This window comes from Commensalibacter oyaizuii, assembly GCF_029953265.1.
GTDB lineage: Bacteria > Pseudomonadota > Alphaproteobacteria > Acetobacterales > Acetobacteraceae > Commensalibacter > Commensalibacter oyaizuii.
Map to the genome: position 1 here is coordinate 1,472,463 of NZ_JASBAO010000001.1, position 14,618 is coordinate 1,487,080.

The 14,618-nt window shown below is 38.9% G+C and carries 14 protein-coding genes; 5 read left to right on the forward strand and 9 right to left on the reverse strand.

Going from position 1 to position 14,618, the window contains the following annotated elements; genetic code table 11:
- The first annotated feature begins 3 nt into the window (after window positions 1-3).
- Window positions 4-888 (forward strand): bifunctional methylenetetrahydrofolate dehydrogenase/methenyltetrahydrofolate cyclohydrolase FolD, encoded by an 885-nt coding sequence (gene folD / locus QJV27_RS06600; protein ID WP_281448147.1) that lies wholly within the window; start codon window positions 4-6, stop codon window positions 886-888.
- Between the two features lie 151 nt (window positions 889-1,039).
- Window positions 1,040-1,558, forward strand: coding sequence for a hypothetical protein (locus tag QJV27_RS06605; RefSeq protein ID WP_281448148.1), 519 nt, complete (start codon window positions 1,040-1,042; stop codon window positions 1,556-1,558).
- Window positions 1,559-1,591: 33 nt separating this feature from the next.
- Here the strand turns inward: QJV27_RS06605 and QJV27_RS06610 are convergent, their stop codons facing one another.
- Entirely contained in the window at window positions 1,592-2,089 is a 498-nt protein-coding gene (locus QJV27_RS06610) for a lytic transglycosylase domain-containing protein (protein WP_281448149.1), read from the reverse strand.
- A 126-nt stretch (window positions 2,090-2,215) separates the two neighbouring features.
- Here QJV27_RS06610 and QJV27_RS06615 point away from each other — a divergent pair, with 126 nt between their 5' ends.
- Window positions 2,216-2,956 (forward strand): methylenetetrahydrofolate reductase, encoded by a 741-nt coding sequence (locus QJV27_RS06615; protein ID WP_281448150.1) that lies wholly within the window; start codon window positions 2,216-2,218, stop codon window positions 2,954-2,956.
- Here QJV27_RS06615 and QJV27_RS06620 read toward each other — a convergent pair.
- Window positions 2,953-4,338, reverse strand: a complete 1,386-nt coding sequence (locus tag QJV27_RS06620) for a dipeptidase (protein WP_281448151.1) — start codon at window positions 4,336-4,338, stop codon at window positions 2,953-2,955. The genes QJV27_RS06615 and QJV27_RS06620 overlap by 4 nt on opposite strands.
- Window positions 4,339-4,467: 129 nt before the next feature.
- Here QJV27_RS06620 and QJV27_RS06625 point away from each other — a divergent pair, with 129 nt between their 5' ends.
- Together QJV27_RS06625 and QJV27_RS06630 are read left to right on the forward strand one after the other, a co-directional pair.
- On the forward strand, window positions 4,468-5,682 hold the full coding sequence (locus QJV27_RS06625) for an MFS transporter (RefSeq protein WP_281448152.1): 1,215 nt from the start codon (window positions 4,468-4,470) through the stop codon (window positions 5,680-5,682).
- A gap of 28 nt (window positions 5,683-5,710) precedes the next feature.
- Entirely contained in the window at window positions 5,711-6,271 is a 561-nt protein-coding gene (locus QJV27_RS06630; protein WP_281448153.1) for an LOG family protein, read from the forward strand.
- Between the two features lie 64 nt (window positions 6,272-6,335).
- On the opposite strand, the gene QJV27_RS06635 is transcribed toward QJV27_RS06630, so the two are convergent.
- The 7 genes from QJV27_RS06635 to hpnA form a co-directional block, all read right to left on the reverse strand.
- Complete coding sequence (locus tag QJV27_RS06635; RefSeq protein WP_281448154.1) at window positions 6,336-6,998, reverse strand: phosphorylase family protein; 663 nt, start codon at window positions 6,996-6,998, stop codon at window positions 6,336-6,338.
- Window positions 6,998-8,962, reverse strand: coding sequence for a squalene--hopene cyclase (gene shc, locus QJV27_RS06640; RefSeq protein WP_281448155.1), 1,965 nt, complete (start codon window positions 8,960-8,962; stop codon window positions 6,998-7,000). Before shc ends, QJV27_RS06635 begins: the two co-directional genes overlap by 1 nt.
- An 82-nt stretch (window positions 8,963-9,044) precedes the next feature.
- Window positions 9,045-10,343, reverse strand: a complete 1,299-nt coding sequence (gene hpnE / locus QJV27_RS06645; RefSeq protein ID WP_281448156.1) for a hydroxysqualene dehydroxylase HpnE — start codon at window positions 10,341-10,343, stop codon at window positions 9,045-9,047.
- A 12-nt stretch (window positions 10,344-10,355) separates the two neighbouring features.
- A complete protein-coding gene (gene hpnD / locus QJV27_RS06650; protein ID WP_281448157.1) occupies window positions 10,356-11,252 on the reverse strand; it encodes a presqualene diphosphate synthase HpnD in 897 nt (298 codons plus the stop codon).
- Window positions 11,253-11,396: 144 nt separating this feature from the next.
- Entirely contained in the window at window positions 11,397-12,281 is an 885-nt protein-coding gene (gene hpnC / locus QJV27_RS06655) for a squalene synthase HpnC (protein WP_281448158.1), read from the reverse strand.
- Window positions 12,271-13,551 carry a glycosyltransferase gene (locus QJV27_RS06660; RefSeq protein WP_346771185.1) on the reverse strand — a complete coding sequence of 427 codons (1,281 nt, stop codon included), beginning with the start codon at window positions 13,549-13,551 and terminating at the stop codon, window positions 12,271-12,273. Before QJV27_RS06660 ends, hpnC begins: the two co-directional genes overlap by 11 nt.
- 63 nt (window positions 13,552-13,614) lie before the next feature.
- On the reverse strand, window positions 13,615-14,604 hold the full coding sequence (hpnA, locus tag QJV27_RS06665; RefSeq protein ID WP_281448159.1) for a hopanoid-associated sugar epimerase: 990 nt from the start codon (window positions 14,602-14,604) through the stop codon (window positions 13,615-13,617).
- Between the last annotated feature and the right edge of the window lie 14 nt (window positions 14,605-14,618).

Genomic DNA, 14,618 nt, shown 5'->3' on the forward strand with positions numbered 1-14,618 from the left:
CCTATGAATACCCCCATACAAACCCAACTGATCGATGGTAAAGCCTTTGCATATCAGATGACAGAGCAAGTCAAAAAGAATGTTGCCCAATTACAAAAAGACACAGGCATCACCCCAGGTCTTGCTGTTATTTTGGTGGGAAATGATCCAGCTAGCGAGGTTTATGTACGCAACAAAACAAAACAAACTCATAAAGTGGGTATGCGTTCATTTATGCATATGTTACCAGAAACCACGACCCAACAAGAATTATTCAATCTGGTTCAACGGTTGAATCAAGATCCCGATGTTCACGGTATTTTGGTACAATTACCCCTGCCAAAACATCTTGATCCAGACCCTATTATTCAATCAATTTTACCTAGTAAAGATGTTGATGGTTTAACAGCCTATAATGCAGGAAAATTAACCTTAGGTCATATGGATGGATTTATCCCCTGTACACCATTAGGATGTTTAATGTTATTACAACAAGAACTTCCTAAATTACGTGGTTTAAATGCATTAATTATTGGTGCTTCTAACCTAATGGGAAAACCAATGGCTCAATTACTTCTGAATGCAGGATGTACTGTAACGATTGCTCATATTGATACACGTAATACAGAAGAATTAGCACAACAGGCTGATATTTTAATTGTAGCAACAGGATGTAAAGAGTTAGTTAAAGGATCCTGGATTAAAAATGGTGCCACTGTTATAGATGTTGGAATCAATCGCGTCATTACTTCAGACAAAAAAGTAAAATTAATAGGCGATGTCGCTTTTGATGAAGCCGTTGGAAAAGCAGGAAAAATCACACCAGTACCAGGGGGGGTTGGCCCTGTAACAATTGCTTGTCTTTTATATAATACTATTCAGGCCGCACAAAAGCATGTAAAAGAATAAAATGAAAGAATTTGATTATTTTTTAAATATTTCATCTAAAAAACGATGCAATCACTTGTAAAATAATGTTCTTTTACTACCTATCAAATAACTCAACTAATATAAATAAAAAATTACTACCTATACAAAAACATCATGGATAAGAACTAAAATGTCTGAAATTGAAACTTTGTCCCTATTATTTGATTCCGCTTGGTATTTGGAAACATATCAAGATGTTGCTTCTGCAAATTGCGATCCTTTAGAACACTACCTTGCTTTTGGTTACAAAGAAGGACGCAACCCTAATCGTTTCTTTAATACCCATTTCTACATGACTGCTTATCCCGATATTGCACTTTGTCATCTTAATCCATTTATTCATTACATCCTTTACGGTGCATCGGAAGGAAGGCTACCCCGCTCTCCAAGTCAACCTCCCTTGCCTTTTATTCCAAGAGAGAAAACTTCTGTACAATCTACTGATGAGGTTTTACAAACCCCCATCGCACAAGAAGTATTAATTGATGAACTTCCAACAGAAATGATTATAGACGATGCACAACCTGCAAAAGTAGAGGCAACAAAACAGGCAAAGAGTGTTAAAGCAAAAAAAGCTATTAGAAAGCCTGCGCCTCATACAAAAGCATCTATTTTAGCTCAAAAAAGAAAAAAGACTGCTAAAATTTAATTCTCACTTTTTAACAAAGCATCTCATTATATATTAACGAATATTCTTTTTATGATGATGCTTTTTAATCCTCTGTTTCGCTTTTAACAAGCGCCGTTGATAGGGTGACATATGCTTACCAACCAAAACAGAGGGTTGATTTAATGTATCAGACGCCTGAATAATTTTTAATTGATATTGTATATTTAATCGTGGTGTATGGGAATGATAATTCCCAACTGCTTGCATGATATTTCCGTTAGTTTCCTGCAAATATAACTTTATAATGGCCCCCGCAACCGCTATGTTGTAACAAGTATCGTCTTTTAAACGCTTGTAAATCACATCGCCTGATTCGTGGGTTGTATGCATCAACGGACCAATCCATCGGGTATTAATCTGCATAACACCTAAATCTTGGGTTCCATTTTTATTCATGGAAATTAATCCAGGCCTTCCCCCTTCAACCCGTTGAATTGCTGGTAACACATCGGGAGGCAAATGATGAAAAGAAGAAACCATCATCATACATCCTAAATAAGCAGCAACCATTCCTATCCACCGTAACCATAAACATAATACAAACTTATATACTCAAAGATCTTACAACTTTAGTTGTATCACTTGCAGTCATTTAACAAATCTTTATACTACATCAAAACAATAAAGGTTACATAAATGACACGTATTTCAATAGAACTTATCCCAAGGGATACAGACAGCCTTTTAACAGACATACAAACTGTTAACCAATTTTTTCCTGTTGCTGATACCATCAATGTGCCTGATTTAACGCGTTTTCCTTTGCGTAGTTGGGATGCATTTAAAGTATGCTATCCATCATACCCAAAAACCATTCCCCATATTAGAGCCATTGATGTTGATCCAGATCATCCATTACCTGGTCACGACATTCCAGAATTACAAGAAGTCCTGATTATCCAAGGGGATCCGCCCTCTGATTTTCATTATCGAACCTATAATAATACAACAGAAAGCATTCTTAAGCGTTATCAAAAAGAATTACCTCATCTAACTTTATATGCGGCTTTTGATCCATATCGACGCTCCCCTAAAGAAGAATTGGAACAGATTCAATGTAAAAAAGAAGCTGGTGCAAAAGGTTTTTTCACACAGCCTATTTTTGATGAAAAGATGTTAGAATTATGTATGGATTGGCTATATGGTCATAATATTTTCTGGGGATTATCGCCCGTTATTGGTCCAAAATCTAAGTCTTATTGGGAAATAACAAATCGTGTAATTTTCCCCCACAATTTTGAACCAACTTTGCAAGCCAATATTACCTTTGCTAAACGTGCACTGTCACTGATTAAACAAGTTGGTAATCACAGCTATTTAATGCCGCTGCGTGTCAAACTGGAAAAATATCTTCCCCCTTTATTAGAAGTATTTTAGGTATTTACATCACGTAAAGCATATAAAATACGCACCCAAGACCGTATTCCCTTATGAAAAGATCGCAAATTATATTTTTCATTAGGGGAATGAATACAATCATCAACATTGGCAAACCCGACTAAAAAGGACTCTATACCAAATTCGCGTTGCAAATCGCCAACCACAGGAATGGCCCCTCCACTACCAACAATCGCTGTTTCATATTGCCATTCATCTTTTAAAGCATTACTTACTTTTTCCAATACAGGACCCTCTAAGGAAACCATACTTGCCCTTGAAGCACCATGAGGCTCAAATTCAACCGAACAATCTTTTGGAATGAAATCCTTTACAAATTGACGAAAATTTTTCCTTATTTTTAAGGGATCCTGATTACCAACAAGTCTAAATGAGATTTTTGCCGATGCCTTAGCAGGGATAACGGTTTTAAATCCTGGCCCCTCATATCCACCGCTAATTCCGTTAATTTCACAAGAAGGCCTGCACCACGTCTGCTCAATGGCCTTAAACGCTTTTTCACCAGCGGCTTCTTTTAATCCAATTGGTGACAATAATGCATCATTAGTTTTTCCGATATCTTGCCATTTTAATCGAATTGCTTCAGGAATATCGGGGACTCCTTCATAAAAATCAGGGATGGTTACACGCCCTTGGCCATCACGTAATGAAGCAATTAATTCAGACAGGATTTGAATAGGATTTCTTGCAGCATTTCCATATAAACCAGAGTGCAAATCTCTGTTTGCTGCGTGAATAGTAACTTCTTCACCAACCAATCCCCGCAACATAGCTGTAATTGCAGGAACATCAGGTGTCGCCATGTCCGTATCACAAATAAAGGCCATATCAGGACGCAAAGATTCCTTTTGGCTTGCCAAAAAATCAGGTAAATGCTCCCCACCACTTTCTTCTTCACCTTCAAGAATAACCGTAATCTTGACTGGAAATTGGCCTGTTGTCTTATAAATCGCGCGACACGCTTCTAAAAAAGTTAGAATTTGCCCTTTATCATCCGAAGAACCACGACCAAAAATAACATCTTCACCTTGCTCATTCTGTTTTATATAAGGTTCAAAGGGCGGCTTAGTCCACAAATCCAGTGGGTCCACGGGTTGCACATCATAATGGCCATAAAACAAAATATGTGGTCCTGAACATTCTGACAGTGTTTGTGCCATTACAATCGGATGGCCTGGTGTTTCACAAATTTTTGCTGAAAAATTAAAGGATTCTAAATAGTCCTTTAGCCAAATCGCTGCCTTTCTACAGTCCTGAGCATGTGCAGGATTTGCTGATATACTAGGGATTCGTAATAATTCAAACAATCGATCCAAAGCATCTGATAGCTCGTGGTCAATATATTTTAGTACAGCTTCCATATCTTTATCCTTTCTCTATTTACACAATAATTTTATATTCACAGCGTTACATATTAGACTATAGTTCAAATATTCTTCTTACTATCATTTTAATATAACTTTATTCCTCATTAACATCGTACCATTGCAATGCTACTCCATTCCCTAAAACCAAGCCCAATAACGACAAAAATCCTAGCCGTGGTTATTTTTAACCTCGTTTGTTATATTAATGTTGGAATGCATTTTACTGCTATCCCACTCTATGTACACAAAGAACTGGGATTTAATTCGCTCATTGCAGGAAGTGCAGTTTCAATTGCCTATCTCGCAACCTTTCTTAGTCGACCCCAAGCAGGACATTGGTTAGACACCAAAGGTGCCAAAAGTTCGGTAATTATTGGCTTAATTATTAGTGCGTTGGGTGGGATATTTGCGCTCATGACCACTTTTTTCAGCAATGCCCCTCTATGGGCACTGATCATGATTATTCCTGCCCGTTTATGTATTGGTGCTTCTGAAAGTTGGGCATCAACCGGAACCAATCTGTGGAATATTGGCAGGGCAGGCATTGAAAACGCAACCCATGTTATTTCATGGAATGGTGTAACCTCTTATGGAGGAATGGCCATTGGGGCCCCTTTGGGTGCGTATTTATTGAAACTGCCTGGATTTTGGGGGGGATTAAACAGTATTGCCATTTTAACAACTGTAATGGCAGCATTATCGGCGATTTTAGCATCTACCTATCCAGCAATTATTCCCCAGCCCAGTAAAACACGTCTGCCTTTTACAACAGTATTTGCACGTGTTTTCCCCCCTGGTGCGGGATTGGGACTAGCAACGATTGGTTTTGGCAGCATACAGACATTTATCACATTATATTTTGCCTATAATCATTGGTTAGGTTCTGCTTACGCCCTTAGTATTTTTGGATTTTGCTTTGTAATGGTCAGGTTTATTTTTAAAAATGCGATTGCGAAATTTGGGGGATATATTGTTTCTATTACCTCATTGCTTGTGGAAACAGTTGGTCTGTGCTTAATTACATTCAGTCACTCTGTCATTGGAACTTACATTGGTGCAGGACTGACTGGATGTGGTTTCTCTCTTATTTTTCCAGCACTGGGAATTATTGCTATTTCCAAAGTTGGTGCAGAAAATAGAGGTTCAGCCTTAGCATGTTTTTCATTATTTCTTGATATTGCTCTCTTTATCGCTGGACCGCTGTTGGGTGCTATTAATGACTTTTGGGGATATTACTGGCTGTTCTTATCCTCTGCGGCTTTTACCTTAATTGGGGCAATATTAACTTATATTTTGCATTATCAATCCAAATGTCGTAATGCTGCTATATCAAATTAAGGTAAAATTATCAAAAAGTTAAAACTAAATGTCTAAATATACACGATCTGTAACTGTTTTTTGTGGTTCTCATACTGGCAATAAACCAGAATATTCTGAAGCCGCCAAAGCACTAGGAATAGGATTGGTTGAAAATAATCTGCGCTTGGTCTTTGGTGGGGGTAATGTTGGTCTTATGGGAATTATATCCAATACCATGTTGGATATGAACGGTGCAGTTAAAGGAATTATTCCTAAATTTTTACAAAAAAAAGAAGGACAGCATTCGCGTGTGCAAGACTTGATCGTTACCCAAGATATGCATACACGCAAAGACATTCTTTATAAAGAGGCAGATGCCTTTTTATGTCTGCCTGGTGGAATTGGTACTTTCGATGAATTTTTTGAAACCCTAACATGGAAACAGCTTCATCTACATGATAAACCAATTATCGTTGTGAACATAGCAAATTGGGCTGAACCCCTTTTAAAGCAAATTCATGCTATTGTTGAACAAGGATTTGCCGACCCATCAATCCTGAACCTCTTCGAAGTTACTGTTGATATCCCAGAAACCTTAAAACGACTAAACCAAGCTTTTAGTAAATAATTTATCAAAATTAAAAAGCCTTGCTTATTACAAAAAACAAGGCTTTTTACGCTAACCTATGGGATCAGCCAAACCTAAACGCACTCATTTTATGAACAAAAGAATTTAATTGCCAATATGCGATTGCTGCGTCTGCGCCCAGTTTTATCAAATCAAAAACTTGGTCAGGATTACCAAGTAAGCTGCCAATAATTTTAGAAATGTTCAAGTGACCATCATTTGACAGGGCCAATGACGCAACAGGGGGCAAATCTCGGTTGGCAGAATCACACACAACCCTTAATACTGCAAATGGGATCTGATGTTCTTCACAATATTGTGCGACAATACCGCTCTCCATATCCACCGCAACACAACCAGTTTGCTGGAACAAGATTTCTTTTTCAGCACAAGAGGTAATAATTGTATCACTATGTAACAAGGCACCAATCTTAACCTGAGATTTTTCTGCCCCTAATTGTGATCTTAATGTCAAATCAGGTACATAATCCTTGTTATTTACATAAATGGTATGAGGCAATAAAATAGTCCCAGGTTTTATCAGTGGATCCAAGCCCGCAGCAAAACCAAATGAAACAATCTTGTCAACTCCAGTATCCAATAATCGTTGCAGTGCAATTTCTGCACCCCGCATTGTTGCGCCACTTGCCTCAATTGCTGTTGGGTATAAATTACGCGCTAATCGCGCTTCAGATTGCATACCAACAAGAACACCAATACGCTGCATTAAAATCCGACCTCTACTTTACCTGAATTGCTGGCTTGCAAATTGCGAAACCGCGATAATGCAAATAATGGAAAAAATTGACGATATCCGTGATAACGAAGATAAAACACCCTAGGGAAACCAACAGCATTATAAGGGTCTTCATTCCACTGGCCATTTTCCTCTTGATTATCCATCAGCCAACGAATCCCTCTTTGCACGGCAGGATGTTTTTGCTGACCAACTGCCATTAGCCCAAGTAACGCCCACGCTGTTTGTGTAGGCAAACTTTGATGATATTGACCAGGTGCTCCCCCTTCATAAGATTCCTCGCCTTCTCCCCATCCGCCGTCACTACGTTGAATATATAATAGCCAATCCACCGCTTTTTGAATCATAGGATCATTCTTTGGAACATTGGCTATATTTAATGCACATAAGACTGACCAAGTACCATAAATGTAGTTTGTGCCCCAACGACCAAACCATGCTCCTGAAGCTTCTTGTTCTTTACGAAGATATTGCAAGCCTTTATCGATAACGGCTTTATCCTCTGCATGTCCTAATTGTGCCAAAAATGCGATACATCGTGCGGTTACATCAGCGGTGGGTGGATCCAGCAAAGCCCCATGATCAGAGAATGGAATATGATTTAACAACATTTTATCGTTATCAATGTCAAAAGCGCCCCATCCACCGTTTGAACTTTGCATACCAATAATCCATTGACGTGCACGTTCGATCGATTCTTGAAATTCAGGATTTCCTTCACGGTGTAATAGCATACCAACCACTGCCGTATCATCGACATCTGGATAATAATCATTCCGATATTGAAAAGCCCATCCGCCTGGGGCAACGTTTGGACAATTTATTGCCCAATCCCCCTTAACGTCTAGGATTTGACGTTCTTTCAACCATTGGGCTGCTTTGGATAAACGCTCTAACGTCTCTGCTCGATTGGTTGCATTGATGCCCGAGGCTGACTCTATCATTGCATGCCCGGTCAACGCAGTATCCCATATAGGAGATACACAAGGTTGACAATATGCTTCTTCTTGCGTTTCAATTAATAGTTTACGTACAGACTGCCATGCAATCGCTGCCCTTGGATCATCATCAGGAATACCTAGTGCACGATATGCCATCACAGTATTAGCCATTGCAGGGTAGATGGCACCCAATCCATCCTCTCCATTCAATCGTTTTTCAACAAATTTCATTGATTTATCGATGGCATATTTGCGTAAACGTTTTGGAATAAATTGTTCGGCAGGGCGGACAACCCTATCAAGATATTTAAATAAATACCCCCAATAAGAACGAAAAGGCCCTTTAATCCAATCTTTGATTTGATCAGGTGGGGTTACGAATAACTCTTGAATATGAATACCACGAGGATTGATCGCCACAGGTTTTAACGCGGCGAGAACAACCAAAGGTGCAATAACCGTCCTTGACCAATAGGACATATTCCAAACAGAAAATAATGCCCATTTTGGCATTAACATTAACTCTATTGGCATTGCAGGGGTTGCGTGCCATGGCACCTCACCAAACAAAGCCATTTGTATTCGTGTAAAGACATTCGCTGTTTCAGCGCCACCATGTGCTAGTATAGCTTTTCTAGCGCGTTGCATATGCGGGGCATCGACACTGTCCCCAATGGCTTTCAGGGCAAAATATGCTTTGACTGATGCTGAAATATCAAGTTTACCACCATAGTACAATGGCCAACCACCATGATCACCTTGAATACGACGCAAGTAAACACCGATCTTTTCTTCCAATTCTGGATGAATACGATCTAAAAAATGTTCTAACAATACATATTCTGCGGGTATCGTTGCATCCGCCTCTAATTCAAAAACCCAATGTCCATCATCGTTTTGTAAATTAGATAACATGTTCTGGGCTTGAGAAATTGCATGATTCAATGCTTCATCTTTTACATCGCCACCCAAGGGATCAACACGGTCCAACATGATCGAATATTTCCTTTTATTTATAAATTACAAAGCATTTTTGTATTATATCTTTAAAATTGTTAGTAATTGATTACTTTACCTATTTAAATTGTGTAACAGCCTTTGCGGCACTAAAGCCCGAGCGAATAGCCCCTTCAATAGTGGCAGGTAATCCTGTTGCCACCCAATCACCTGCCAAGAACAAATTATGATAAGGCGTATAACAAGAAGGACGACGGCTACCTTGTTCAATAGTTGCAACAAAACTAGCACGTTTTTCCCATAATAAACGATATACTGGGATTTCCTCAGATAAAGGCTGTTCAGTCATTGGATTAAGAACCTCCCTCACCTCTTGCCAAATCAAAGAAGCTAAATTCTCAGAGTTACATCCCATAAAACGATTAGCAGCACTAACTGTAATGGAAATTACACCCTTTTTGATAAAAATCCATTCACTAACCCCTCCAATGACACCAGCAAATTTGGCCTTTTCTAAACTGCCTTTGATACGTAAATTGGGGTCAACCGCATAATGTAAATTCAAAATACTTTCAAATTGATTTGGAATTTTTACCTGAGGACAAATAGGCAATAAGATTTGTTCAGCTACATGAGCATTCAACGCTAAAATAACTCTATCCTGTGGCCCTATCTCTATTTTCTCGTGATTAATTACAAAATAATCGACCTGTCCATTTTCTATATGTATTTCTGACAATCGCGCCTTGTTATGGACTTTACCGCCTTGAACTGTAATTAATGAAAGCGCTGGATTAACAAAACTTTCTGATAATCCCTCTTTAGGAAAATAGGGAATACACGCTTTTCCCCCCTGCATTAATGATTGTCTTACAACAGATCCTAACAACAAAGCACTACCTGCCTCACAAGAAGTATTCAAAGCAGAAACCGCAAAAGGTTTTAGCAAGCGACGTGCAAGCTGACCATTGACTAAACAATCTGCCACTGTTTGACTGGCATCTGCTTTTAATAAATTCCATAAAGCAAATAGCTCTGGAAATCTAAACCCTGGAACCCGATGCTTGGAAAAAAATAGCCACCATGGGAATTTACCCATGGATAATAATAAGTCCCATCGTTTCTTTTCTTCTAAATCGACGAAAGGAAATAAAGGATAGCCAGACCCTGTTAAACTATCTATGGAATCAATCAATCGCAAATATTCAAATACAGCTTGATTGCCAGATAAAATCAAATGATTTCCATTATCAATTAAGCGATCTAAACTTGCATCGTAAAAGGAGCGTGCTCTTCCACCACAAGCGGGGCTGCTTTCATACACAATAACTTGTGAATCTGCTTGACGGGATAAGGAAACAGCAGCTGACAAGCCTGCCAATCCTCCACCGATAATATGAATATGTTTTTTTACCATTCCTAAAATCGTCTATATTTTCAACTTCGTCACACTCATTACCAATCCAGCAAGTGCAACCATAATTTTTTCTGGCAAAGACAAAGATGCCCGTCTAAAAGGGGGTTTCCACCCCCAACGTCTTTGCTTTGCTAATAAAAATGCATAAGTAACTGACATAATTTTGGCTGGAAGTAATGCCTTTTGATCACATAATGCAATAAATTCTTTGGCCAGACGGAAATGATCTGAGGCCCTAAATGCCAAGATATTACAAACCTCTTGGATATAGGGACTGCTAATACACGCATCAGGTGTTAAAGGCAAATGAAAACGTTGTAATAATTCTTTTGGTAAATATAAGCGTCCCCGTTCTGCATCTTCTTCAAGGTCGCGTAAAATATTGGTAATTTGTAAAGCACGCCCAAGATGATAAGCAACTTTTTGTGCAGATTCAGAGCTATCACCAAAAATACGAACAGCCAAACGCCCAACAGCAGAGGCAACACGGTCACAGTAAAGATCAAACGTTTCTTCATCAGGGGCGATAATTGGATGATCAACATCCATTTCCATGCCGTCGATAATCGCTATAAAATCAGATTGCTTCAGATCGAACCGGCCGATACTGGCCAACAAAACATTTTCAACGCTGCTTTGTGCCTTGCCAGCATATAAATCCGCAATCTTCTCCCGCCATTCCCCAAGCAGGCGATGTTTGGTTTGTATATCCCCTTCTTCGTCAGCAATATCATCTACAATGCGACAAAAACTGTATAAAGCGTACATCCCATAACGTCGTTCTGGGGACAATACCTGCATCCCCGCAGCGAAAGATGTTTTCGACTTACGAACAATTTGTTCCACGCAGGTCAAATCAAGTTCGCTACATCCCATTATCTGTGCAACTTCAGCTAACGGCTTTGGCATAGTGTTTGATCAGACCTTTCTTTATTATAAAAATATACAATGTTTTAAGCAAAAAATTTCAACACGCAAATAATCATCTTATGTTACTATATAACTTTACTGACATTGTGTATCAATAAAACAAAAAAACGACATCAATTATTTTTACATGAAATGACGAAACGCTTTCAAAGCAGAAGCAATAACATCAAATTTTGTTAATTTTACCTTAGTTGCCAAAGGATCACCCATTCGTAACCTTTTGGTTAAAGAATACGCTAAATAAACGATAACCGCAGCTTCTAGACGTAACCTTCGATTAACCGTAAGACGGGGTAGATACATTGCCTCTCTGTTTAATGCATCGACATGATCCAAAAGCCGATCGAAGACATTTCTTAGGCCGTGACTTGTCTGTTCAGCCAATAGATCATTGACCTGTACTCCTTGTGCATGCATCATATCCAAAGGGATATAACATCGATCTAACTTTATTAAATCTGTTTTACAATCTTGCAGATGATTTAAAATCTGCAAAGAAGTGCATAACGCATCAGACGCGGGGCGTGTATCAGGTTTTTCTTGATGTAAGTCAAGCAAAAAATGCCCAACGGGATTGGCAGAGTAACGACAATAATACATCAATTCATCCAACGTATTATATCGCTTTTTTTTGGCATCTTGACGAAAGGCAATTAATAAATCCGTTGCAGTATCAAAAGATATGCCCGTTTCTAAAAAACTATTTCGTAAGTAGCGCGCACTCAAAACATCTGGACGATCTGGTGCGGGAACATTTTCACATAATACTGCCTCCATACCGTCCAGACGCTTGATTTTTTCTTCAGCACTCAACGTCTCAGAATCAGCAATATCATCAACAACACGGGCAAAATCATAATAGGCTTGAACGTGAGGGCGTAACCTTCGACTAATTAACAATGAGCCAACTGGAAAATTTTCGTCCTTAGCAGCTTTGCCAGATGATACGTCTTGCTCTCCCCAAATTGACATATCGTATATATGTGACTTTACTACTCTAGAGATCATGTCTGTCGTCCTTTGCTTTAACGGGCTCTACACTGCTATTTATCTTTTCAGAGGCCCCCAAGTCTTCAAAATCAATCTGCAGTTCTTTATTCTCTACCCCAATTGCAGGCGTTACGTAAGCCCTTCCCTTCCACATCATTCCTTTTCCACGGTAATAATTCAATGCAGATCCAATCGTCGCCGTTAAATAAAACAAAGCTATCGCTGGTAATGCAAAGATCCACAAAAAGGAAATACCAAAACGCGATAAGGTTGGAATAAAAGAAAGGATAGAAATAAAATATGTCGCCATCGCTATTTTTCTTGCGATCCCATTAATGGTAAAAATATGTATAAAAGGAAAAAACCACATCATAGACATTAGACATATTGTCAATAATAACCAAAAAAGAGAATATCTTAATTGTACATAAGCCGTACGTGTAATCATATCCCATACATCAGTAATACGCTCGTAAGTGCGTAGTGATCTCGCTAATCTACTATGCCCCAAATAAATCTTACCACCACTTTTCTTTACCAAACTAGCTAGAGTAACATCATCAATTAATGCTGTTTTTAGGGCCGAAATGCCCCCTATTTTTGCCAAAGCATATTGCCGAATTAGTACGGTTCCCCCTGCCCCAGCTGCAATGGATGTTGAGGATTTATTGACCTTTGAAAAAGGATACAACATACAAAAAAAATAAACAAAAGCAGGAATAAACGCTCTTTCAAAAAAAGACTGACACCGCAACTGCACCATTTCAGAAACCTGATCTAATTGATCTGTCTCGGCCTTATCAACAAGCGTTGCTAAGTGAGAGGGTTCATGTACAATATCTGCATCAGTAAAAAAGAAATAGGCATTTTCTGGCTTATATTGACGTTCAATATAGTCAATCCCATGAGATAAAGCCCATAGCTTACCACTCCATCCACTAGGACGAGGGGGAGTGCAAATAACAGTTAATTTTCCTTGCTGATCTTCTGATAAATCTTGACGACAACGATGAACGATATCCCCTGTCCCATCTTGACTATCATCATCAACCACTAATATCTGATACTTCCCCAAATAGTCTTGTTGCAAAAGTGACAAAGTTACCTGTTCAATCGTTTTGGCTTCGTCCCTGGCTGGAACAATGATATAAACATCAGGCCATCTTTTACATTTAAACTGCTCCGTCGGGGAAATAGGTTGTAATATAGGCCCTCTACTCCAAAAGCGCCCATGAAAGAAAAATAGCCAAATCCATATAATAAAAGACAATCCAGTTAATATAATCATAATATTTCGTTAATCATTCACTTTGAAATTAATGTATCGAACGCGAACATTGATGAATATAAATTAACGTACATTACCTTGTCGTTGAAACCACGTAACGGCATCTTGAATAGCATCAAATGCGGAACGATGTGTGTATCCCAACTCTCTTTGTGCTTTTGCAGAAGAAAAAAACATCTTTTTATAGGACATTTTTAACATCTCGCGGGTAACTCTGGGTTGAGTATCAAATTGCCGCGCCATCCATTCGGAAACAACTGCCACAGGCCAGACAATTTTCTGATTTAATCTAATAAAAGGAGGGCGAACACCAGCAATTTTAGACGTCATTGCAAAAAAATCACGCAAGAACATATTTTCACCCCCTAAAATATATTTTTCCCCAATCTTCCCTTTTTCTAAAGCCAATAAGTGTCCTTCAGCTACGTCATCAACATGAACTATATTTAAACCCGTATCTACATAAGCAGGCATCTTACCTTGTACACAATCCAAAATCATCTGTCCTGTTGGGGTAGGCTTAATATCTCTGGGACCGATTGGTGTTGACGGATTAACAATGACAGCAGGCAACTGCTGATCTTTAATTAATTGCAAAACAACCTGTTCAGCCTGATATTTGGATTGTTTATAAACCCCAACAATATGATGCACAGGGGTCGTTTCATCTGCAACAGATCCATCACCTACTAGACCCAATGCCGCTACAGAAGAACAATATACAATTTTCTCGACCCCAGCGGCTTGCGCTGCGATCATTAATTGACGTGTCCCCTCTACGTTAATACGCATCATTTGTTCGGGATCTGGCACCCATAGTCGATAATCAGCAGCAACATGAAACAGATATTGGCATCCACGTAATGCATCAACAAAGGTTTCTGGTTTTGATAAATCCCCTTCAACCAACTCAGCATCTAATCCAACTAAATTTGTTTTATTACTATTTTTACGAACAAGTAATTTTAAACGATGTCCACGTTCAACCAACTTACGTGCAACTGCTGATCCAACAAAACCTGTAACTCCCGTTACAAAAGTTGAGGCAACCATAACCCCCCCGTGAT